Source organism: Metabacillus idriensis (assembly GCF_009674765.1).
GTDB lineage: Bacteria > Bacillota > Bacilli > Bacillales > Bacillaceae > Bacillus_P > Bacillus_P idriensis.
Map to the genome: position 1 here is coordinate 11,536 of NZ_WKKF01000009.1, position 24,566 is coordinate 36,101.

General features: G+C 34.9%; 14 protein-coding genes. 11 read left to right on the forward strand and 3 right to left on the reverse strand.

The window, feature by feature from the left end; all coding sequences use genetic code 11:
• Positions 1-182: 182 nt before the first annotated feature.
• From GJU41_RS19520 to GJU41_RS19530, 3 genes are all read left to right on the forward strand, one after another.
• Positions 183-5,840 carry a DNRLRE domain-containing protein gene (locus GJU41_RS19520; protein ID WP_154319297.1) on the forward strand — a complete coding sequence of 1,886 codons (5,658 nt, stop codon included), beginning with the start codon at positions 183-185 and terminating at the stop codon, positions 5,838-5,840.
• Between the two features lie 11 nt (positions 5,841-5,851).
• A complete protein-coding gene (locus GJU41_RS19525) occupies positions 5,852-6,463 on the forward strand; it encodes a hypothetical protein (protein ID WP_154319298.1) in 612 nt (203 codons plus the stop codon).
• A 505-nt stretch (positions 6,464-6,968) separates the two neighbouring features.
• On the forward strand, positions 6,969-7,937 hold the full coding sequence (locus tag GJU41_RS19530; protein ID WP_154319299.1) for a cell wall-binding repeat-containing protein: 969 nt from the start codon (positions 6,969-6,971) through the stop codon (positions 7,935-7,937).
• 205 nt (positions 7,938-8,142) lie between these two features.
• On the opposite strand, the gene GJU41_RS19535 is transcribed toward GJU41_RS19530, so the two are convergent.
• On the reverse strand, positions 8,143-8,994 hold the full coding sequence (locus GJU41_RS19535) for a PIG-L family deacetylase (protein WP_154319300.1): 852 nt from the start codon (positions 8,992-8,994) through the stop codon (positions 8,143-8,145).
• Positions 8,995-9,333: 339 nt separating this feature from the next.
• On the opposite strand from GJU41_RS19535, the gene GJU41_RS19540 reads away from it, so the two are divergent.
• The 7 genes from GJU41_RS19540 to GJU41_RS19570 all read left to right on the forward strand — a co-directional run bounded on the left by GJU41_RS19540 (position 9,334) and on the right by GJU41_RS19570 (position 21,137).
• Positions 9,334-10,002, forward strand: a complete 669-nt coding sequence (locus tag GJU41_RS19540; protein WP_154319301.1) for a hypothetical protein — start codon at positions 9,334-9,336, stop codon at positions 10,000-10,002.
• A gap of 8 nt (positions 10,003-10,010) precedes the next feature.
• On the forward strand, positions 10,011-11,264 hold the full coding sequence (locus GJU41_RS19545) for an efflux RND transporter periplasmic adaptor subunit (protein WP_154319302.1): 1,254 nt from the start codon (positions 10,011-10,013) through the stop codon (positions 11,262-11,264).
• A gap of 347 nt (positions 11,265-11,611) precedes the next feature.
• Positions 11,612-17,407 carry a DNRLRE domain-containing protein gene (locus GJU41_RS19550; protein WP_154319303.1) on the forward strand — a complete coding sequence of 1,932 codons (5,796 nt, stop codon included), beginning with the start codon at positions 11,612-11,614 and terminating at the stop codon, positions 17,405-17,407.
• A gap of 21 nt (positions 17,408-17,428) precedes the next feature.
• Complete coding sequence (locus tag GJU41_RS19555) at positions 17,429-17,944, forward strand: hypothetical protein (RefSeq protein ID WP_154319304.1); 516 nt, start codon at positions 17,429-17,431, stop codon at positions 17,942-17,944.
• A gap of 288 nt (positions 17,945-18,232) precedes the next feature.
• The gene (locus tag GJU41_RS19560) at positions 18,233-18,838 is read left to right on the forward strand and encodes a recombinase family protein (RefSeq protein WP_154319305.1); all 606 of its coding nucleotides are present in this window, start codon (positions 18,233-18,235) and stop codon (positions 18,836-18,838) included.
• A 202-nt stretch (positions 18,839-19,040) separates the two neighbouring features.
• Positions 19,041-20,150, forward strand: coding sequence for a hypothetical protein (locus GJU41_RS19565; RefSeq protein ID WP_154319306.1), 1,110 nt, complete (start codon positions 19,041-19,043; stop codon positions 20,148-20,150).
• Between the two features lie 303 nt (positions 20,151-20,453).
• Positions 20,454-21,137, forward strand: coding sequence for a restriction endonuclease (locus tag GJU41_RS19570; protein WP_154319307.1), 684 nt, complete (start codon positions 20,454-20,456; stop codon positions 21,135-21,137).
• A gap of 239 nt (positions 21,138-21,376) precedes the next feature.
• Here GJU41_RS19570 and GJU41_RS19575 read toward each other — a convergent pair whose 3' ends face one another.
• Positions 21,377-22,018 carry a hypothetical protein gene (locus GJU41_RS19575; RefSeq protein ID WP_154319308.1) on the reverse strand — a complete coding sequence of 214 codons (642 nt, stop codon included), beginning with the start codon at positions 22,016-22,018 and terminating at the stop codon, positions 21,377-21,379.
• Between the two features lie 287 nt (positions 22,019-22,305).
• Between GJU41_RS19575 and GJU41_RS19580 the strand changes: the two genes are divergently transcribed.
• A complete protein-coding gene (locus GJU41_RS19580; RefSeq protein ID WP_170292845.1) occupies positions 22,306-22,863 on the forward strand; it encodes a recombinase family protein in 558 nt (185 codons plus the stop codon).
• A gap of 653 nt (positions 22,864-23,516) precedes the next feature.
• On the opposite strand, the gene GJU41_RS19585 is transcribed toward GJU41_RS19580, so the two are convergent.
• Positions 23,517-24,461, reverse strand: a complete 945-nt coding sequence (locus GJU41_RS19585; RefSeq protein WP_154319309.1) for an arginine deiminase family protein — start codon at positions 24,459-24,461, stop codon at positions 23,517-23,519.
• Between the last annotated feature and the right edge of the window lie 105 nt (positions 24,462-24,566).

The following is a 24,566-nucleotide window of genomic DNA, read 5'->3' on the forward strand; positions in this document are numbered from 1 at the left end:
GGGTTTTTCTATTTGTGCATGTAAACATGGTGTAATTTCATCAAAAGATTTAAAGAATTAGGATTTGGGTTTGTAATACTTTTTTACCAAAAATTTATATATATCCAATATTTTTCATTCTAGATATAATTATCTGGACTATTCCGGATAGTACATAATTTAGAGAGGAAGAAAAACAGAATATGCCTTCATCGTTCAGGACCTTTTATCGCTATTTTGCGATAATCATTTCATTTTGCCTTCTTGTTAGTTTAGTAGGGCCAAGTTTCACAGAAGCAGCACCAGGGGAAGCGAAAAGGGCTCCTAAAAAGGAAACTTTAACTGCGGAAATTGGAGAAATACCTAATAAGCTTCCAAAACAAAAACTGGAGTTAACAAATAAACGCACTCCCTTTTCAACTAGGTATTTAAATCCTGACGGAAGTTTTACCGAAGAGATCTTTATGGAACAACAGTTTTATCAAGATCCTTCAGATAAAAAGTGGAAAAAGATCGATAATAAACTCAAAACCAGTACAAAAAAAGCGGGGAAATTTGAAAACATCGCAAATGATCAAAAGGCATGGTTTACGCAAGTAACTGGAAATGGAGAACTTGTTACTGTTGAAAAGAAAGATAAAAGTGTTAGCTTAGTTCCAGTGAAAGCTAAAAAAGTACAGGGGGCAGTTAAAGAAAATGAAATTAGCTATAAAGGGATTTTCGATAATGTCGATGTTCGTTACCGTGTACAAGGCAGCGCTGTAAAAGAAGATATTATTCTCAATCAATATCAAAACGAAAATACATTCAGTTTTGAGTTGAAGATGAAAGGTGTTATACCTCATAAAGAAAAAAACGGCACCATCGTTTTCAAAGATTTAAAGGGAAAAACAGTATGGTTCTTTGAAAATCCTTATATGACGGATGCAAAAGGAAAATACTCGGAAAAAGTCTCTCTTGATCTTCGTGAAGAAAATGGGAAAACGTTTGTAGATGTAATTGCCGATCAGGCATTCTTGAAAGATCTAGAAACCCAATATCCAGTCACGATTGATCCGACGATCAACAGCTGGGATGTGCTCCGTGATAATTTTGTTGCAAGCAGCTTCCCTGATTCTATTTACTCCAGCAATACCTATATGCATACCGGTTACAACAGCTACTTTGGAACGACCCGTGCCCTCGTAAGATTTTTTCTTCCGGCACTTCCAAGCGATAGTGTAATTGACAGTGCGACATTTAATGCCTATCAAACGAGAAATGATAGTCAACAAGTATCTGTCGATTTACACCGCGTTACAAGTGATTGGCCGTCATCTGTGACATGGAACACACAGCCAACTAATGCAAGCACTAAGGAATCAACTGTTACAAGCAGTTCATATAATGAATACTGGGGCTGGGATATTACAAAGCTTGCAAAAGACTGGTATAACGGTGTACAAGCCAATTATGGTTTGATGCTAAAACAGCAGAATGAAACTACTTCACCATACCGTACGTTTACCTCTGTAAACAATGGTTCAAACACACCTCGTTTAAGTATTAACTACCGCGTTGAATCAATTGGTTTGGAATCATTCTGGACGAATACGGAAGATGGTGTAAACCCTGCAAACGGAAACCTTGTTTATCAGGAAACCGATGTAGAGATTCAGGGACTTGGGCCAGTAGTAAGCCTAACCCGAACTTTCAATAGTCGAAAATCTTCTTTTAAAGGTTTATTCGGATATGGATGGATTACTAATCTTGAACGATTAATCGTTGATTCAGGAAGTGGACCAATCACTTTAATTGATGAAGATAATACGCGTCACATTTTTGGAGAAAAAGTTGGAGGCGGATATGAAGCAGCTGGCGGTATTTATCTTGATTTAGTCAAGAATATTGACGGAACGTATACGATTACCGAAACTGACGGCAATAAAACGAACTTTAACAGTAATGGAAAAATCAGCTCGATTGTTGACACAAATGCTAACACAACAACTTTCGTGTATGACACTTCTGGAAAATTAACAAAAGTTCGAGATGCGTCCGGACGGGAAACGACTATTACTTACGGCACAAACGGATATGTTTCAAGTGTAACTGATCCGGCAGGCAGGGCAACAAGTTATGAATACGATGCTTCTGGTAACCCCATAAAAGTGACTGATCCTGATGGAAAAGCAACAACTTTTACTTATGATGCGGATCATAACATCACAGGAATTACGGATGCTCGAAGCATTAAAACTACAATTGATTATGACACATCTGACCGAATCTCAAGCATTAGCCTTCCGATTACGATCGACGGTGTTCAGCAAACAAGTACGAGCACTTATTCTTATGATACGACCAATTTGGTTACTTCTGTGACCGATGGAGAAGGTCGTCGAGTGGATTACACGTATAATGCCAATGGCAATGTTGTACAGTTAACGGAAAATCCATTAGATACCTCCAATAAAGCGATAACTACTTTTACGTATGACAACAACAATAATTTGACACAGGTAAAAGATGCCAATATCAATAAAGCGAATGGAACAGCAACATGGGTATACACCTATGATACTAATGGAAACATTACCAGCATGAAGCTTCCGGAAAACCAAACGTCTTCTTACACTTACGATAGTCAAAACAACTTAGTAAAGGAACAGGACTTTAACAGTAACGTTAGTACGTCCGATTACGATACGAAAAACAATAATACGGAATCGACTGACGCGAACGTACAGACCTCTGCAAGCAGATATACAGCAAATGGAAATGTAGAATATGATACACATCCAATGTCTGCTACTGATAATCAGATAACAAACTCCAGTTTTGAAATTGATAGCAATACGGATAACTGGGCGGATAACTGGACGAAGGCAATAGAATCTGGAAAAACGGCTAACTTTGCTTGGTCGACTACAGCGAAATTTGGATCGAAAGCAATCAGTATTTCGAACCCGACAGGATGGGCGATCGCTAAAACAGATAAGTTGATCCCTTACGTTGAAGGAAATAAATATATTGTCAGTGGATATGTAAAAACAACAAGTACGACCAATACGGCAATCGTAAAGGTAGAATTTTTAGATTCTGCTGGAGGGTGGATTAGTGAAAAACCGGCTTATCAGTTAAAAGGAACGCATGATTGGACTCGTATTCAGGCTGTTGTCGATAATGTACCAGCGAATACGGCTAACATTCGAGTATCTGTTGGTCTTAATGCTGGAACTGGTACAGCTTATTTTGATGGCATCCAGTTAGAAAAAGGAACGGTTCTCAGCGCATACAACCACGTAGAAAATTCCAGCTTTGAACGGAATACCGGTACTGGCGATAAGGTTCCTTTCGGCTGGACAAACAGCACCAACCTATCTGCCAATGATGGAGTCTATCAAAATGGTACAGGCGAAGATAATGTTTATGTTGGAACATACTCATTTAAACTTACTGGTGAAAAAACAAAAAACAAATTTATCAAGCAACGCATTAATCTTTCCGGAGATGCCACTACGCCATTGACACTGTCTGGTTGGTCTAAACAAGTAGGTGCTGACGTCAACGGTGGAAGTTATAATCTTCAAGTCCAAATCAATTATACCGATGGAACAGTAGGGAATTTTGCTAATGATTTTAGCAAAACAACAGCAGATTGGCAGCATGTGGCTGCACAAGTAAAACCAACGAAAGCTTTCAATTCCGTTGATGTACTTTATCTCTACAATGATCAGTATGGTACTGCTTGGTTTGATGCGATGCGTTTAGAAAAAGGAGCTTCTCACACCTTTAACACCTATGACGCAGGTGGAAACTATCTCACCGAAGTGGACAATCCAGTTGGAAATAACGTGAAATTCAGTTATGACGCAGGTGGAAATAAAACAAGTGTTACCGATGGAAAAGGAAAAACCACGTCGTTTGCCTATGATAAACGTAATTTGCTTACTAGCATGACAGATGCTAATTTGAAAACAACGTCTTATGGGTATGACGCGGTTGGAAATAGAACTACAATAACAGATGCGAAAAACAATGTTAACACTTATGAATACAACGAATTTAATCAGGTTTCAAAGATCACTAACCCATTAAATCAAGTGATTCAATTAGGGTATGACAAGAATGGAAATACAAAAAAACTGATCTTCCCGAAGGGTGACACCGTATCCTACACCTATAACGGATTGAATCGGATGGACGGTATCTACCATAATGGCGTTAAACAGTGGGGATTGGGCTACGATGCCAATGGAAATATCGCATGGTATGCCGATAATACGGGTAAAACAACAAGCTTCACATATGATAAAAACAACCTTGTCACCCAACAGTCTGAAGGGGCGTCAAACAAGATTGATTATGCCTATGACAATAACGGTAATCCTACTTCATTAACAGTTACTTCAGGAGCGACTATAATTACCAATGGATATAGCTATAATTCATTGAATCAGGTGGCGGAAGTAACCCGAGACGGTGTAAACCAAGCGAAATTCATTTACGACGAGCGTGGAAATGTCATTTCTACCAGAAAAGGTAATGGTACGTATACTGCTTTCGAATATGATGATGCTAACCGTTTGAAGTCTATGAAAAATTACAATGTTGCAGGAGCATTATTAGATACCTATACGTACTCCTATGATGCTAATAATAACCACACTAGTGTGATAACAAATGCCGGAACGGTTTCTTATCAATACGATTCGTTAAATCAGTTGATACAGGAAACATTGGCAGATGGATCTTCGAATTCTTACGAGTATGATGCAGTTGGTAACCGTACGAAGAAGGTTGTAACTCAAGGTGGAAATATAACGACAACCAATTACACGTACGACGATGCTAACCAACTTATTTCTGTCAAAGGTCAAGCCTATACGTACGATGCGAATGGAAACATGAAAAATAACGGAGCAAGAACGTTTATCTATGACGTAGAAAACCGTCTTATTGAAGTGAAGAATTCTGGTGGAACATCTTTGGCAAGCTTTACCTATGATAAAGATGGAAAACGATTAAGTATGACTACTACGAGTGGAACGATCTACTACCACTACAGTGGGGATAAAGTGATTTATGAGACAGATGCTAATAACAACATTGTAGCTTCCTATACATGGGATGCCCAAGGTAATCCGGTTAGTATGACGAAAAGTGGTGCAACCTACTATTACCATGTAAATGGACACGGTGATGTCACAGCACTTACGGATGCAAATGGTGTTACAGTAGCTCAGTACCAATATGATGCTTGGGGAAACATTACGTCTCAAACAGGAACGATGGCTTCGTCTAATCCATATAGATATGCTGGTTACCGATACGATGAAGCTACTGGGTTATATTATCTAATGGCTCGCTATTATGATGCAAAAGATGGTAGATTTATTACAAGAGATACTTTCCATGGGTTTGAGGATGATCCACAATCCCTAAATTTATACACCTATACTAAGAATAATCCAGTAATGTATGTAGACCCAGATGGACATAATCCAATTGCTATAATTGGTCTTATTCTTAGATTTGCGACGCCTTTAATAAAAAAATACGGTACAAAATATGCTGCAAAAATAAGAAATTATGCGGCAAAGTTATTTAAAAATTTAACTGATCGATATAGAATTACTTCCAGTACAAATGCAATAGTGGTAATTCTCGACAAAAAAGATAATAATAAAAGAATATTTAGTTTAGATTATCATAAAAATATACCTTTGAGAAATAAAAGAACTAGAAAAAAGGAACAAGATATACCAGTTTGGCATTATCATATGAAAGATCCAAGGGTTCATTATGTATTTAGGTGGTCTATACGATCAGGGTATGAATTGTATTATAATAATTATTATTATCGATATGTTTGGTAAAGGGGATGGGAATGGGATTAATAAGTGTTCAATTAATTAACGATAAGCCAAATATTGATTATCTTTTATTAAATCATAAAGGAAATGAAAGAATTTATAGGATATCTCCTTTTTTAAATCCAGATCCGGAGATTTCAAAAAGTATACTAATTGACTTTCTAGATGAAATAGGTCATTTCCCCGTATACTTATATATAGAAGGTTTCCATGATTTAATAGATAAATTTCAATATAACAATTTTGACTATAAAATATTTTATGTAAATAATTACCAAAAAAGTGAAAATGATTATATATATAGTCCACCTATCATTAGAATAAAACTTGCAAATAAGGAAGATTTGCAAAAAGTTATTTCCCAAACATATAACTTAGCAATTGCAAATTTCCCATATATTCTTACTTTTACTGAATTTTTAAATTTTGATCTTAAAAAGCAGGATTTTTCAGATCAGATAATTGTCCCAAACTTTGATTTTAAAGCGTCGACCTCGTATATTTGGATAGGTTACGATGGATTATTTTGGGATTTTGTCACAAATCAACCTTTTTATGTAGATTTAAATAATTTCATCAAACAAATCCCTAAAAATTTTAAAATAGGTGAGATAATCACGGACTGAAATAGAAAATGTAAAACTTTAGTTAAAAAATATAAAAAGCCTAACTTTTTCTTTAAAGAGAAAGTTAGGCTTTTTTCATTTTTCTTTATGTAGGTAAAGGAAACTCGATAGTATTATCATTTGGTTAATTTTTTTATATTTTTTAATTATTCGCTTAATAAAAACCTAATTAGAATTTTTGTTCATTATAAGTATACCCTTTTACAACAGTTTAGAGTTCAGGAAATACATGCATGAAATTGTTCGATTAGGGTTGTTCAAGAAAGATGTTCTATAACCGTTCGCAAAAGTACAATTAGATGACCCATAGGTTTAGTTTGCATGAACACTTAAAAAAGACGGTTCCCTTAACGTAAATTTGCTAAGCGTACAATATTTCCGAAAAGTTGGAGTACCCCATAAAGAATTAGAAGTTCAATATCCAATATGTTAATAATACCATTACATTTTACCTGGTAAAAAAGTATAATATAGAAGTCTATTAGGTTATTATTAGGGGGATAATATGAAGAAGTCACTTGCATTATCTGTCTTATTTGCGCTATGCCTTCCATTTGGGATAGCAAGCGCTGCTGAAACACCACCTACTTACCGCATTTCAGGTATGGACCGCTTTGAAACATCTGCTAAAATTGCCTTTGAGGGCTGGGAGTCTTCAGATGTAGCTGTTCTTGCTACAGGACGCGATTATCCGGATGCACTTAGTGCAACACCACTTGCTTACAAACATGATGCACCACTATTGTTAACAGATAAACATACATTAACAAAGAGTGTTGCTGCTGAACTGAAAGAGTTGGGTGTAACGAAAGTTTACCTAATTGGGGGTACTGGTGTTATTTCTGCAGAGGTTGAGAAAGAACTAAAAGCAATTGGAGTTAAGACGATTACAAGAATTGCTGGAACTGACCGCTACGGTACTTCTGTTAAAATAGCTAAAGAAGTCGGCATTACAGATAGCATTGTAGTAGCATCAGGCGAAAACTATCCAGATGCGCTCTCTATTGCACCGCTTGCTGCTATTGGGCAATACCCGATTTTACTAACAAGAAGTGCTGATCTTCCTGGATCAGTTAAAACCTATTTGAAATCGTTGAATACTAAGGGAGCACTTGTTGCAGGTGGCAATTCAGTTGTTTCGGACAATGTACTAAAATCTCTTCCAGACCCATTAAGGCTTGGAGGATCGACCCGATATTCAACAAATAGCCAAATTATTGATTTTGGAGTCGAAAATGGCTACTTTGATATGGATTATCCTTTTGTTGTAACAGGCACAAACTTCCCAGATGCTCTACCAGCATCTGCACTTGCAGCTTCATGGTTTAACGGCGTTATCTTAACAGATCCTGTTGAACCTAAAAATGTAACGAAAGAAACTGTAAAAGGTTATGCAGATCTAGTTGAGGAATATCAAATTATCGGTGGAGAAAAGGCGCTACCTAACGGAACGGTTGAGAAACTGTTCCAATAATGAAGAGTGATTTTGAGGCCCTGATACAAAGTATCAGGGCCTCAAAACGTAAATTCTATTTTGTTCAGCAAATTGTCCGTTTAATGGATTAAGAGATGATATATTAGGAAGTAATACAAATGCAAGTAGAACTGAACTATTCTATCTACATGCTTTTATTACAAATGAATTAATTTGATTGGATTAGGAAGCTCTTCAGGCAGTTTTAATCAATGTAGTTCGGTAAATGATAAAGACTTTTTGGATTCTTTTCTAGGTTGATAAATAAAGGACTAGCTGATTTCCAACCAATTGCATACGATCCTAACCGTGGATAGTAAGTTTTGTATGCTTTAATTCCATTCATCAGTTCTTCCTTGTATGATTCCTTGTAGGGCTCTTCAATACCCTTTGTTTCATACTTCCCATAGTTAATATAAAATTTTACGTCTTTATTTAATCTCTCTTCGTTGTATAATTCATTTAGCGCTTCTCCAGCAACTCTATGATCATTGTGAAGATCATAATAGCTATATGCTCTATGTACAGCGTTAGGATATAAATTTTCATAGTCCATTATGATCTTTCTCATATCTTCCTTTGTAACCTTGCTATCAGGTATGTTAAGATAGTGAATATTTTTGCTCAAAACACCCAAGGCCTTAGTTGATCTTCGAAACTCTCTATCTCTTTTCTCGCCGAATTCCTCTGGAGTCATCTTCAATTGATTTAATACACTTGAACCTTGTCCATCCGTATATAGAACCACTATCACATTGTATCCTACCTCAAGGTGATGAAGGATCCCAACGCCCATAGATAATAATTCGTCATCTTGATGAGGTACATAGAAAATAGCAGTTGGTTTTCCGTCTGTGTTTCCTTGAATTCGAGTCTTTTCCCGTGCCTGTACTTGTACAGCTAATGCCATTGAAAAGACAAATACCATTAATAGCATAATAGAAACATATTTACTCATTTTATTCTCCTCATGTCGCCGCCGATGGTTGGTTTGAAGAGAAATTCTTATTATAACTATTTTATTAAAAAAACATTTTTTAAATAAAAATTCCTTCACCTTCTAACCCCTTAATAAGTTAACCACAATTAATGTGATACTTTCAATAATGAATTTTTGCCAATGTCATTTTAATATTTGCTAATATGAATCAATTAAATCCCAGAATAATAAAGATGTTTACTTTTAAATAATTACAAGCAGTGATAAGGAGTCTGACGAGAGTGACTATTTTAAAACTAAGTTATTTCAGAGTCGTAAGCACCTTTATTTAAAAGATAAAATAAACAACCCAAAATAGCTCCTAGAATTAGTTTGTTAATTATCGGAAGTAATTGTAACTTAGTATGAAAATATGTTATAAATTTGTAATGATTTGATATTTGAGAGGAGAACACCATGTACCAAGTTCGAATACTAGAAGGCTTACTCAACCCAATTACACATTTTGAAAAGCTGCATCAATCAGAAAAAGTAAAAGGGCTTTCGCTTAGAATAGCCACACTGATTGGATTAAGTCTGTTCCTTGCAGCAGGCAGCGCTTATTTAGGCATACATACGGAAGAAATTATGAAATTGATGGATACGATTGGAAGGGAGAAGCTGGAATTCGCTAAGCTCTTATTTGGAATTGGCGGGCTTTTATCAGGGCTGCTATCCCCTGTGTTTACTATTCTATTTTTTACGTTAGTATATAGAGTGTTTTTTTATGATATTGGGTGGATAAAGCTTTTTACTATTGGATTGTTTCCGGCATTTCTTTTATTCATAGAAAAAGTGCTGAACTTTCCGCTATTCTATTTTTTGGGCATCGATTCTGAATCCTCTCCATTCGGTTTTGGAGTTCTTATTCAGTTGATTTCTGAACAGGCATTCCTTGTGAATGCGCTGAGTCATATCACGATTTTTATAATATGGAGTGCCTGGATCCAAATTATAGCTCTTAAGAAGATGTCGGATAAAATGATGAAATCAATCGTAGGCATTGTGATATTTGCCTATTTTATCTATATATTGGTCACAGCTTCATTTGTTTTATTGACGCAAAACCTGGGAATTTCGCTGTAGGGGGACATATGAAAAAGCAAACGTTAATCGGTATCATTACTACTATAAGTCTAGTATTCGTCATTATAAATGTAAGCATCATCTTGAACAAAGATCACATAAAGCGTTCAAAAGCATTAAATTCGTATTCCAATACTGAAAGCGGAGACTTAAAAAAACTGCTTTCTACTAAAGGTGTAGTGATTCCTTCCACACATTATTCGATTCAATATGATAAAACGTTAGGTACGATTAATGAAGTGATGGTGTCTGAGGGAGATGCGATTTTGGCAGGGGACATTCTAATTAAATATCAAACTGGCCACATTGAAGCTGAAATTGAGGGGCTAGAACAGCAGATCAGCAGATTGACTGAACGGCTGAGTTCAGCTGAATCTGATTTGTCTTCTCTAGAGCAGCAGCTGAGTGAGGCGCAGTTTGACTCCAACCCTGATCTCTTTGATGCTGAAAATAATAATGATAATAGTGAGAATGAAAATAGTAATAGTGAAGAAGTGATAAACATTCAAATTGGCGACAAACAGGATCAAATTGAGGATCTCAATTTGCAGGTGGACGTGGTGAATCAGAAAATCACCCAGCTGCAGGGGGAGAAAGCGAAATATACGATTACCAGCAAGATGGATGGAACTGTAACTGATATAAATCAATATGCACAAAATGAAAATGACACCGTAGTCTCAATTAATTCGAACCAGCCTTATCTCATTGAAGGAAAGCTTTCAGAAAAACAAGCGGTCAAAGTGAAAGAGGGACAAAAAGTAATCGCATCCGTAAACGTTTTGCCTGATCTGAAAAAAGAGGGTACTGTAAAAGAATTGAAAATGGATCCAATCGGAGTGCCATCCGTTGAAGAAAAAGAAAGCTTTTATCCATTTCGAGCTGAAATGATCGAAGCTGACGAAACCTGGCATCACGGCTATCACATCAGTCTTGATATCGTTCTTGATGAGCGAAATGGAGTTGTTGTCATACCTGATTCCGTTATTCAAAAAAAGGCAGGAAAAACCTATGTTTATGTTGTTAAAAATGGAAGACTGGAAAAAAGAGAAATAAATCTTGGACTAGAGGTAAATAACCGAAATGAGGTGCTGCAAGGATTAGAACAAGGTGAGAGAATCGTCAGCCATCCAACAAAAGATTTAAAAGATAAGATGGAGATATTCATGCCGATTAATCATCGTTATGTTGAGAAGAAAACACTGAAAACATTTACTAGTGAACAGAGAATTCGGCTTGTTTTAAGAGGGATTATTCATTAGGCATAAATAGATAAAAAGAATCATGAATAAATATAATTAGATGTGTACCCTTTGGGTAATTTGTTATAACTATATACATTGTACGCGAGACCTAATGTTAACTAGGTCTCTTTTTCTTTTATATTTGAATATTCCATATAATTTTAATGGGTGAAATTAGTATAATTTCATATTTTTATAGAAAATTTATAGATTAATATCACATAACTTCTAATTAATGTTTATTTAATTCCACTTTATTCTATATGTCGCTTTTTGTCGAATGATAGTTATGTGATTTAATAGTCCTAGCGATTAAAATCATCTAGAAGTGAAAATTTCACTATATAAAAAAAGGGAGCAAGTCGATGAAGAAAACGAAAAGGGCCTCAAAGATTATTATTCAGCTCATGGTATTTGTTTTACTGTTTACATCTGTTGATGTAACAGTTTTTTCGAAAACAAATGATCAAGTAGTTGAAAATACAGAAAAAGCAGAAAAGAGTAAGGCGTCACAGGACGATAAGAAAAGTGTAAAGATAACTAAAGAGAGAAATGAGGAACTGAGGACTGAGATTCCTTCTCTTCGTACCGAAACAGCTAAAGTTTATGAAAATCCAGATGGTACTCTTACATCAGAAATTATGTTAGAACCGATTCATTATAAAGATGGAAAAGAGTGGAAGGAGATTGATAATACAGTCGTGCCTTCCTCTAGTGGAACAGAAGTTGAAAATAAACAAAACAACTTTAAGGTAAAGTTCCCTAAGAATCCTGTCAAAAAAGGGTATACTCAGTTATTTTCTTATAAAGTTCTAAACAATGAGATCCTTTTTGGCATCGATCAAGTAGGGGAGAGTGCAAAAGAACATACAAAACCTCAAAATGTTCAACTCAATAGCAGTGAAAATCAAGTGAGTTATAAAGACCTCTTTAAAGACGTTGATTTTGACTATGTCGTAGATGGTTCAAAGGTTAAAGAGAATATAGTGTTGAAATCCTACCAAGGAAAAAACACTTTTGACTTTCACATTAAAGGGAAAAATATTTCCGCTAAGAAACGAGCAGACGGGCTCATCGAGTTTTCTGAATCTAAAACAGGTAAGTTCTTGTTTGTGATTCAACGGCCTTATATGTTTGATTCAAGTGGTGAAAAAGGTTCTGAAGGAGCATTAACCCATAACGTCACTCAAGATATTACACAAGTCAATGACGGATATGTTCTGACTGTTACAGCAGATGAAAACTACTTAAAAGATCCAAAACGGGTTTTCCCGGTAACCATCGATCCTTGGATTGATGTATTTGATGCAAAGGATACATATGTATCTGATAAAAACCCAACAACAAACACAAGTAATGAAACATTAATCTATGTTGGGAATGATGCTGCTAGAGGAAAAACAAGATCTTTATTAAAGTGGACTTTGCCTACCATTTCAAATGCCGTTGTAACAGGTGGAGAAATTGGACTTAGGCAATACAGTTCATATTCAGATGAAACTGTCTATGCACATAAGTTACTTGCACCATATGTTCCAACAACCGTGACATGGAACACACAGCCAAATTATGATAAAACACCTGCCCAATTCAGAAGCAATTTTGAATGGGGGAAATATAATTACTTTCCTATCGATGATATGGTGAAAGAATGGAACGCTAATTCTTCATCTAACCATGGTGTCATGCTAAAATATTCCGATGCGACGGAAGGGACCTCGGGAAGGAAGGCATTTCACTCACAAGAAAGTGTTGAACACACCGAAACAACGTTCACAAAACCTAAGCTTGTCGTTTATTACCGTGCGAAAGAATTACTTGGTATTACGGATTATTGGGAATATACCCCTGATTTATTCCAGGGCGAAGGGACAGCAGTTGTAAATGTCATAAATGGAAATATGGTCTATGACATTGGATTACTATCACTCCCAGGAAAAACATCAGCATTTGATTTAAAAATGGTATATAACAGTCGTTCTACCTATCAAGATGCCTATGGTTATGGTTGGACGTTTAATGCTGGGCGAAGGCTGATTCCTTCTCTTGATAAAAAGATCGTAGAGTATATTGACGAAGAAGGAACAAGACTACATTTTGGAAAACAGCAGCACGACAGTGCAACTTCATATACTCCACCTGAAGGAGTCTTTTTAGAGTTAAACAGCACAAGTGATGGTGGATATACCATCAAGGAAACCGATGAATCGGTTCTTACGTTTGATTCTTTAGGGCGAAATACTAAAATCGTCGATGAAAAAGGCAACACCATCCTGTATACCTATGATGGGACGTCTAATCGCATCACGAAAATTAGTGAGCGATATGGTACGGAAACAACAGGAAGAGATCTGGTGTTAACGTACAATGCATCTGGACTTTTGGAGAAAATCGTTGATTTTAAAGGAACAGCCACAACGATCCTTTATAACAATCTTAATGGAAAAAGCAGATTGGAAAGCATTACCTACGCTTCCAACCGGACAGAAAAGAAGAAAATTACATTCACTTACAATGATGCGAGTCAACTCGTAGGGGTTGAGGATGCGAATGGCAATAAAGGGTCTGTGGAATACGATGTTTCTAATCGAGTGCAAAAAATCATTGATCCAAGATCTGCAGACATCTTTGCGCAACTATCCTATCCTTCCGTAACAGAAACGATCTTTACGGATGCGAAAAATCTTAAAACCTATTATAAAAATAGTGGAATCGATAATCAAACCGTAAATGTTATCGAAAAAAGTGAAGATTACCAAGGACCTACTCAAGCGACAACGCAATATGAATGGAAGAAAAACAGTATTGTAAAAGAGGTAGAACCTAATAAAGTGACAGGTGCTCCAGATCCTTCAATTGCGAATACAGCGACTTATGATGAAAAAGGGAATTTGACGAGCTCCCAATCACCAAATAACTTATCTACCGATAGTACGTACGATAGCAAATCTAATATCACAAAGGATACTGAGAACGGAACTACGTATGAATATGTCTACGATTCAAAGAGTAATCTCATTTCAACCTCGGACCATTACCGCGTCGTGGATTATAATGACTATGATAAATATGGGAATGACGTGATGTCGGTATCAGGTACACGTATTACCCATAACCGTATCCAAAACTCCAACTTTGAAGGTGTTGCGACCAACGGAGAAGCTGAAAGCTGGAGCCGACGCTCGATCGGAACTTATCAGGTTGATGGCAGTACAGCCAAACATGGAAAAAAATCAGCAAAAATCACCCTTTCTGCATCAGACAGTGCAGGGTACTTTACCCAAACCATCCCTGTGCAAAAGGATGAACCAAGCAAGTATTACACCGTGGGAGCAAACGTGAAAACGTCTAATCTAACAGGTACAGGCGCGCAAATTCGAGTCTACCCTCTTAATGCGTCAAAACAAACCATGTCAGATGAAACAGGTAAGACCATTATTTTCACAACGTCAGCCTTAAAAGGAACGAATGACTGGACAAGGATTTCGGATTTCTTCCAGCTACCAAAAGATACAGCTTACATTCGAATGGATCTATTGGTCACTGGAACAGGAACGGCTCATTTTGACAGTACGCAGTTTTTATATGGTGCGACGCTTGATAATTATTACAGCAATGAATACGGCAGCATGGAATGGGACTATGATAAGTCAACCGATTACAGCAAGCTGTTTGCCCTTGGGACAGGGGACGGACTAACAACGGAAATGTCTCGTAGAGGTGACTCTTCTTTTAAATTAAATGGCGTAAGTACAATTGGTCGCTATTTTGGTCAATATGTAGACGTGCAAGGAAAAAAAGGAGATCCTCTCACAGTTTCTGGTTGGTCCTATGGCACGGATGTGAATCTAACAGGTGAATATGAATTACGATTATGGTTTATGTATACTGATGGAACAGAAGAAATGGTCAGTCTGCCGTTCAAAAAAGATATACTGGATCAATGGCAATTTGTGAAGCAAACGTTTCGAGCTACAAAAGATTTTAATCGAGTAAAAGTATATGGTGTTTTCAATAAACAAAACGGAGCTGCCTTTTTCGACAACATAAAAGTAGAAGAGAATGGATCAACTACTATGGATGAGTATTCACCAGACGGAAACTTCAAAGTGAAAAGCATTGATGCATTAAATCAGCAAGTAACATCGGCATATGATAATAATGGGAACGAAGTGTTATCTACAGATGAAGTGGGTCGGAAAACATCCTATCAGTATGACTATTTAGATCGACTAAAGGCGACAATCCTTGTGAAAAGTTCAGAAAGTGATCCTGAAAGTATTAAAGTATCGTATGAACATGATGCACAAGGAAACATTAAAACAAGAACTGAACCACGTGGAAATCAAACAACATTTGAATACAATAAAGTGAATCAAGTCATAAAAGAAACGGACCCTTTAAATAAGTTTATTCGATATGATTATGATGAAAATGGCAACCTCTTAAAGGTGGAAAAAGGTAAGGGATCAGGTACCACTGAAACGGTTGTAGTAAAAGAAGAATTTAAATATGATCGTAAGAACCGCATTATAGAAAATTCAGTTGGCGGTAACACTCTATATACCTATGGATATGACCGTGCGGACAATCAAACGACTATAAAAGTTGCAACAGATTCTCTGCCATACGCATTTGCGTACGATGAAAATAAGCGTTTAATTGCTGCAGAAGAGCCTGGCGGTTACAAACTTACTAATGGATATGAAAACAATACAAGTTCACCAAATCATGGACAACGAAAATCTCTTTCTGAAACGATAAATGGTGTACAAGAAACAACAACCTATCAATATGATATTCTAAAACGATTGACAAAAATTGAAGGACCACAAAAAAGAACGACAGAATTCTTTTATGATGAGAGCAATCAGCCTATTCGTATTAAAAATGGATCTTTAAATAGTTATTATGACTACGATGAAGAGGGTAATTTAAAGCGCCAATCTTCACTAGGAAATAAGCCATTGACACTTGTGCATTCCTATTTCGCTGATGGGGATCTAAAGGACATAGAAGTGAATGGGAAAGCACAGTCTTACACGTACGATTTTGCGGAAAGGCTAGAATCATGGAAACATGATGGAACGACCACTTATTACTCGTATGATAAGTCTGGGAACTTATTAAATCCCAACGAGAAATCCCTTACATTTAATGGTGCAAATGAAGTCGAAGGATATACGTATGATGAGTCAGGAAATCTATTAAGAGATAGTAAGTATCAATATGAATGGAATCAAGAAGGAAACCTTAAGAATGTTAAAGATCTGACTGGTTCCGTTATTTCATCGTATACCTACCATCCAGATGGTTTACGTAAGTCAAAAACAGTCAGTAATATGACCTATCACTATCATTACGATGATACAGAATTGGTAAGAATTACAGATGATCAAAAGAAAACAATTTGGTCCTTTACGTGGGTAAATGGAAAACCTGTAAGCTTAACAAATAAAAATGGTAATACATTCTATTATGTAACAAATTATCATGGAGACGTATTGCAAATTGTGGATGGTAACGGTGTTGAGGTTGCAAGCTACAGTTACGATCCATGGGGAAATGTTCTATCGAAAAATGAAAATTCCGAATTAGATCAACAACCTTTAGGCTATGCAGGGTACTATATGGACAAAGAGACTAGCTTGTACTATCTCCAAGCTCGTTATTATGATCCTGAAACAGCGCGATTCATTTCAAGAGATCAAGATCCAGGAGATGGGGATGACCCAATCACTCAAAATGGGTATACGTATGCAGATAGCAATCCGATAATGTTGGTAGATCCAGATGGTAATAGAGCCAAACATCCATATGACTTGGTTAAAGTATATATTTTTGTATATACTGGCAGTAAATATGTAAGAACTGCTATATATATTTACGCTAAAAATGCTACAAAAAAATATATAGGTAAAATATCAAAAAAACTTGCATTAGAATACAAGGAGAAGTACAAGAAAAAAAAGAAAGATAAGAAAAAAAATGGTACACCAGGCAATAACCAAGCTCAAAACAAACAGTTTAAAGCAGTGGTTAATAAATATAAGCTTTCGAAATCAAAGGCAAGAGAGCTGCATGACGCAATAACAAAGAGAAACTACAGCTATAAAGAAATAGATGAAATTGCTAAAGAAATAAAACGAGGAACTTGGTAAAATGGAATAGGAGTTGAAGAAATGAAATTAGAAATTGAAAATACTTTTCAGAATATAATTGGTTTTCCATTAAATGGATCATCAAGATCATTAGATATGGCTAAATTTAATTTTGGTAAGTTAATTCAAGGGTTTGATAAATGGGGCAATGTAACTATAGAGGCAGAATATTCATTGCACGTTCAGTGTAGTTGGAGACTATCAAATCAAAATAAAATAATAACTGCTTCAAAAGATATATATATACCGAGGTCCGATATAGATTTTGAAGATGATGATTTTGAATGGGAAGAAGAAGGTATGAATAGGTTTGATGAATTAATTGAATCTTTCTTAGCTGAAAAAAAGTCAAAAATATACGTTAGTGATACAACAGCAGATAATCTAGGTGGAATTAAAGTGTTTTTTTCAGATGGAACTGTTTTGGAAATTTTTCCGGATGAATCTACAGAAGATGAATTTTGGAGACTTTTCAAACCTGGTAAACTAGATTCACACTTTGTTGTTACTGGTCTTGGTATAGAAAAAGATTGTTAATATCTCTATCTAAATTATAAAAGATTATTGAAATAAGCCCCTGTAAAGTTACTTGGAGGGGATATAAGTATCCCATAGGGATAATGCCAAAATCGAGAGAAAATTTTCAATAAAGAGATCCCGTTCGAAAAAGTACACTTTTTCGAACGGGTTATTTTTTTATTTTTTCATTTCTTTTTTTCGTTCGTTTAAGTATAAAATAATTATTCGAACGTTCTCTATTTTACATACACTTTTTTGAACGGATTTGATAGAATTAGAGATAGAAAAGGGAAGAGGAGTAAAAAAATGGATATTAGAAAATTTGGTTACATACGAGTCAGCAGCAAAGATCAAAATGAAGGACGTCAGTTGCAGGCAATGTTAGAAAATGGATTAAATGAACGAGATATCTTCTTAGATAAACAAAGTGGAAAAAATTTCAATCGAGAACAGTATCAGCTGCTGAAAAGAATGATTCGTAAGGGGGATGTTCTTTACATTCATTCTTTAGATCGCTTTGGACGGAACAAAGAGGAGATTCTTCAAGAATGGAATGACATTACTAAAAATATTCAAGCAGATATTGTAGTGATGGATATGCCGTTACTAGACACTACTCAATATAAAGATAGCCTAGGTACATTTATTGCTGACTTGGTTTTACAAATACTTTCCTGGATGGCTCAAGAAGAAAGAGACCGTATTCGAAAACGGCAGCGTGAGGGAATTGATGTTGCATTGCAGAAAGGTGTTGTGTTTGGGCGACCAAAAATACAGGCTACAGAAGACTTTTATGAAATCTATACCAGATGGAAGGCCGGAGAGATGACAGCTGTAAAAGCTATGGATGCAATAGGTGTTAAAAAGACTACTTTTTATAAGTTGATTAAGGAATATGAAATCACATTATAGCAGTTCACTATATAATAGAAGAAACTCGACAAAGTATCAGCCTTTGCTAATTGAAAGGCTTGGTTTATTCTTTTGAATATATCTCTATACAATGGAATCTGGTAAAATGAAAATAAATGTCAAAGGAGAAAATGTTCGCACAATAGGCAGAAGTTGTTCAAAGATGTACTTTTATAAATTGAGAATAGAGGCGTTAAATATAATGGAATACAAAGGTGTCTTAGAAACAACCATAAAAGAAACTTATCCCAAATATCTTCAAGAGAAAGTTAAAAAAAAGCTAGAAGCTAATCATATAGCTTCTTCTACTGATGATTTATTTACCTCCTCTGGTGAGAGTACTAAGCTGTCTGAGCAGTCCCTTACACAGCAGCTAATTACTGTTTTAAATGAAAAACCAGAAGAAACTATAAGTTGTATTCAGGATTTAGAGTATTTTAATTCCTATAAGTATTCCACTTTATTCAATTTAAATAATTATAATGAGACATTATTGGAGAGAATGATTGAAAACAACTTAATTCTTCGCTATGATGAAGGACAGTGCGATTTTTGTACAGATTTCCAAGGATCTGATAGTATAAAACCAACTTTTAGAGTAATAAATGAAGAATTGGTTTGTTTAAAATTCAGTAATCAAGTAACAGGTTATCTTCCTATTAGCGATAATAATAGCAGGACGATAAAATATCCCATTATGGTATTGATTCATAAGAGTCTAAATACAGTTGAAATTCGTTTAGATAAGATTAAAGGTTTTTTGAAAAACGGCGACGAATTCTTCTATAAGAAACAGATCACATTTATAAAAGAGTGGTTAGAGAGCTACCTTAAATTAGAAATAAATCCGGTTAACTTACCTCCCGTAATAGAGTTTATGAGGCCAAAACTAACTGGTAATGGCGAAGTTAAAGTTACTGCTCAAGCAATGGACTTAGCTACTGGTGCCAAAGCTATTCTAGATACAGGAGTTAACGATGAGTTTGTATTGCCTTTACTAGGGGAATTAAAGAATTTAATACAAGAAAATTTTGACCTGTTTGATTCCAATGAACAGACACAACAGATTAAGGTTTTATTAAATAACTTCATTCTAGAAACCGAAGAAACAGCATTACTTCCATGGATATCATTAACTTGGACAAACGAAATTAAGTCTAAAGCTGTAAAAGTAAAGTTTTCTTTCAACCCTGAATATACTTTGCTCCAATACTATGGCAATAATGCCGAAATGGAGAGAATGAATAATGTTACAAAATACATTATCGATAATCAAACAGAATATCTTAAACAACAAGTTAACTCCGAATAAAGCGGATATATTTATTAAATTACTATCAAGATATGATAATAAACGAAATAAATATATTTATCCTGGTGTTATTATAAGGCATCTAGGAATTACCATGAGAGAAGCATATTTAATTCTTAATGAAATAGAGCAATTGAAAATAATTGAGAAGGTTTATGAAGTGTTCTGTCCAAAATGCAAATATTCTACAGGTAATATATATAATAGTATTAGTGAAATACCTGATGAATACAATTGCGATGAATGTGAAACAGAATTCCAAACGCTAGACGGGGTTATAATTCTTTATAAGGTGATTACTGAATGATAGAAGGTAAGGGTTACCATCTCAAAGAATTTATTTTAGCATTTGCAGACGAAAAAATAAATGATGTTGCTCAAATCCTGACTTTTACTGGGGAAGATCAGAAAAAATACATAAAGCTTCTTGAAACCTTTAAAGAAACTAATAGCTCACAATCATCTACAAAAGAAAAGGGAAAGGCATTAGAAGAGATTGTTCAGTTTATTTTAGATAAATCAGCAGTTTTTGAAGTATACTCTAATGTGCGCACAAGCTCTAATGAAATAGACATCCTAGCAAGACTTAATGCTAAAGGGAAATATTTCAAGGGGCAAGGCCTGCTAGACTTTCATGATTCATTCCTATCTGAATGTAAAAACTATAACAAAAAAGTTGATGTAACTTGGGTTGGGAAATTTTATTCTCTAGTAAAGTATACTAAGAATAATTTAGGTATACTTTTCAGCTATAAAGGTCTTTCTGGGGATAAATGGCATAACGCAGTCGGCCTCACAAAAAAAATTTATCTTTTAGAAGAAGATGAACGTTATATAATCGATTTTAACTATAATGATTTTAAAAAACTTTCCGAAGGGAAAAGTTTTATTGAACTTATTACAGAAAAAATCTTCAATTTAAAGAATGATACCTCTATTCAAAGCTTTATTTCTGAACATCCTAATCAAAAACTTTTTCCAAAATAAAAGGCAGATTATTTATTAACGGGTTAGGTTGATGATTACAATAAATTAAATAGCATACAAAAAGAGGTCTAACTCACATATGAATTAGATCTCTTAGTTGATGTTTAAGGGATATTAGGCATTCTGAAGATATAGACCTCACGCTATAATTATTTAGATAATGAAAAATAAAAAACAAACAGGCACAATAAAAATAGCTAAGAAAGAAATCTTAGCTATATCGGGGGAGGAAGGTTCTTTTAATATCGGTACTTAATAGTGAATTCAGGATCAACTTGATAATAGAAGCTTACTACAGATAAGCCATTACTAAAGGAATGTGAATCATCATCTACAATTACCGTTCCTGAAATATCTTTACCATTGGTTTGATCGTAATCGCAAACTGCTCCAGCAGGTAATACAGCTGTTAAACGAACTGTCCCTCTTGGCATATTAAAGCCTTTAAAAGGTATGGTCTGATAGATGTAATAATGACCGTCCAAATCATCTGGATAAATAGAATAAGTATAACTGAGGTGATATACACCTGAAGAAATTTCCTCTAATTTAACAGGATCCATATACATTGCAGATAGTCCTAATAAGGCATCTGATCTGACTCCTTCAATGGAACCATTTGCAACTTGAAGAGCATAATCCTGTACTTCCTGAACTACTACTGACTTTGGAATTGGTGCAAATTGGACTTTTCCCGCCTTGAAAAATTCCAAATCTTGCTCTGGAATTTTCTTCAATCCAGGTACAAGAAATTCTTCGTTTTCAGGTAAGGAACTCTCGAGTTGAAAGTAAGTTTCTACCCTGACCGTATCATATTGCTTCCCGTATCTTGATGTAGGGGTAATAGTTAACACTGTATCTTGCATTAAACAATTATACATATTCCATTCTCCTCTCCTTTACTCCCCATTCAATTATATAACATAATAGTAAAATAATCCCTTTAATTGTAAAATATTTATAATTGGTATGTCTTATCATTTCAATTTTATTTATTAGGTGATTTGTAACTTAATCGGTCGTTTTTGTTACATGATAAGTAACTTTATAAAAACATCCATAAACTCAGGAAATTGATGTAACAAAAATATGTAACAAAACAAAATGTAACATTATGATATTTTTATAGTTTTTGATACAATAGAATAAAAAAAGGAGACATTAAACTGTGAAATTTGGATATATGCGTGTGTCAACCATAGATCAGAATCTCGACAGGCAAAAAAGTCAGTTGGAAGATTCAGGATGTCAGAGGATTTTCTTTGAAAAAGTTACGGGAACGAAAAGAGACCGACCTGAACTAAATCGTATGCTCGAGTTCTTAAGAACGGGTGATGAAGTGGTGGTTACAGATCTTACCAGGTTATCAAGATCTACAAAGGACCTTATTGAAATCACTGAAAAAATTTCCCAAAGAGGTGCTCATTTAAAAAGTCTTAAAGAAGCATGGCTGGATACAACAACGGCTCATGGAAAAATGCTTTTTACAATTTTTGCAGGAATTGCTCAGTTTGAACGAGACCTGACTTCAGAACGTACGAAAGAAGGAATTCTTGCAGCAAGAAAAAGAGGAAAGTATCCGGGAAGACCTAAAGCCGATATTGAAAAAATTCAGTATGCTCTCTATTTAATTGAGCAGGGTCATACTCAAATGGAAGCTGCTGAAAAGGCTGGTATTTCACGTATGACACTCTATAGAAAAATGCAGGAATTACAACTTAGATAAATGCACTATATAATAGTAGAAACTCATCATTTTTCAAATAATAAAATGCTAGATAATTATTCTCTGTTTAAAATTTGAAAATTCAAAAGGATTGTTCTTAAATCTTGACGTTGCACATAGGTTGTAATAAACAACTAGAAAGTGCGGTGTTATATGTTTACTGTTGAAATGATTAAACGTGAATCGGAAAAGGGCTTATGTAAACTCACAATAACTGGAATATTTCATGCTATTAAAGACTTGAATGTTACCAGTCCAAACTTTTAATTATTACAAAAAGAAAAACTAAAGAAATAGTGCTAGAGGATATGTATTTGTTTAATGACTTTAAAAATTCTTACGAATCCGTTAAAGGAATGTATAGCTCTAAAATTGAAAAATCTGTTGTTCAAGCCGCTATGAATGTAATATATCATGGGAATTTAGATTAAATATACTCTTATCTACTAGTGCTAAGGTGATTACGGATCTGTACAGTTTAATTAACACTTAAATAAATAACCTGCAGCATTACAAACGTTAAAAATACCTTTAAAAAACATCAGTAGGGAGGGGATGTTTTTTAAAGGTGCGTCCTATTAAATTTTTTCACTTTTTTACTACTGAGAGTTTAACAACATATTAGAAAGATTTTCAACAAACCTGTGATAGGTTTAAACTGGTTCTCTTAATACTGGAAGAGTTAAACATCGAATACCACCGGCACCATTTTGGAGATTATTAATATTTACACCTATGAAATTCATATTCTTAAAGGTTTCTCTATAAAACTCCAGAATCTCCTGACTAACTAAAGCAGTTGTTTTGTCTAAATTAATAAAATTTGTATAGTCAATTAAGTATTCTTTATTAGGCAACCAATAAATTGAGTACCCATGGCGATGAACAAAATTATCAATAGTAGTAAATTGAACTTCAGGAAGCTGATTTACAGCATTATTTTTATAGATAGAAACGGGAATGAATTTTAGAAACGGAGCTGCTAAAAATTGGTTTTTTCCGAGAATATTACAAACTACATCTAAATGAAGAGATTCAATAGTCTTTGGTAGAGAAATAAATGCTACTTCTTCTAATCCTAAATCAAATAAAAACTTTGCTAAAATGTATTGATTTACATTGGATCTGTGTCCAACATTTATTATTACGCAATTTTCGTTCAAAATCATAAAGTCACCAAATTCAAGTGAAACTTCTTCTGGAAGGTGACAAACATCTTTAGAATCAAAAAGGTCAGAAAAAAAATCTTGTGAATACATAAAATCTGGACGTCTAATTTCGCTGTCTGATCTACCTAGAATCAACTTGTCACCAAAAACTCCAGCGACATCTCTGACAAAGATACGATTTACTAGACGATTCCATAAATCGTTGTTACTTTCTGTACTAATATCGTGAACTGTACAACCAAAATTCATAATTTTCGACTTCAATGTGAAATGTTCCTCAATAGCTGCTAAACTATCAAAATTATTCTTAAATCCTACTGCAGACACTTCAGAACCACTTACATCTATTTTATTGGGAGAACATAAAATTACTTCTCTCAATGTTCCTATCTCAGAATTACAGAATGGTTTTAAATTTAATTTAATCATTTAAACTTCATCCCTTTCAATATGCGAGTGGTAGATTTTTTAGGGAAAAGAGACAGATAGTACAAACATTTCCATTTATACTTTATTTTACCTGGTTAAAATGTT

Coding starts and splice junctions, on each gene's coding strand:
- GJU41_RS19520 (WP_154319297.1), top strand. CDS start 183: ATGCCTTCATCGTTCAGGACCTTTTATCGCTATTTTGCGATAATCATT.
- GJU41_RS19525 (WP_154319298.1), top strand. CDS start 5,852: ATGGGATTAATAAGTGTTCAATTAATTAACGATAAGCCAAATATTGAT.
- GJU41_RS19530 (WP_154319299.1), top strand. CDS start 6,969: ATGAAGAAGTCACTTGCATTATCTGTCTTATTTGCGCTATGCCTTCCA.
- GJU41_RS19540 (WP_154319301.1), top strand. CDS start 9,334: ATGTACCAAGTTCGAATACTAGAAGGCTTACTCAACCCAATTACACAT.
- GJU41_RS19545 (WP_154319302.1), top strand. CDS start 10,011: ATGAAAAAGCAAACGTTAATCGGTATCATTACTACTATAAGTCTAGTA.
- GJU41_RS19550 (WP_154319303.1), top strand. CDS start 11,612: ATGAAGAAAACGAAAAGGGCCTCAAAGATTATTATTCAGCTCATGGTA.
- GJU41_RS19555 (WP_154319304.1), top strand. CDS start 17,429: ATGAAATTAGAAATTGAAAATACTTTTCAGAATATAATTGGTTTTCCA.
- GJU41_RS19560 (WP_154319305.1), top strand. CDS start 18,233: ATGGATATTAGAAAATTTGGTTACATACGAGTCAGCAGCAAAGATCAA.
- GJU41_RS19565 (WP_154319306.1), top strand. CDS start 19,041: ATGGAATACAAAGGTGTCTTAGAAACAACCATAAAAGAAACTTATCCC.
- GJU41_RS19570 (WP_154319307.1), top strand. CDS start 20,454: ATGATAGAAGGTAAGGGTTACCATCTCAAAGAATTTATTTTAGCATTT.
- GJU41_RS19575 (WP_154319308.1), bottom strand. CDS start 22,018: ATGTATAATTGTTTAATGCAAGATACAGTGTTAACTATTACCCCTACA.
- GJU41_RS19585 (WP_154319309.1), bottom strand. CDS start 24,461: ATGATTAAATTAAATTTAAAACCATTCTGTAATTCTGAGATAGGAACA.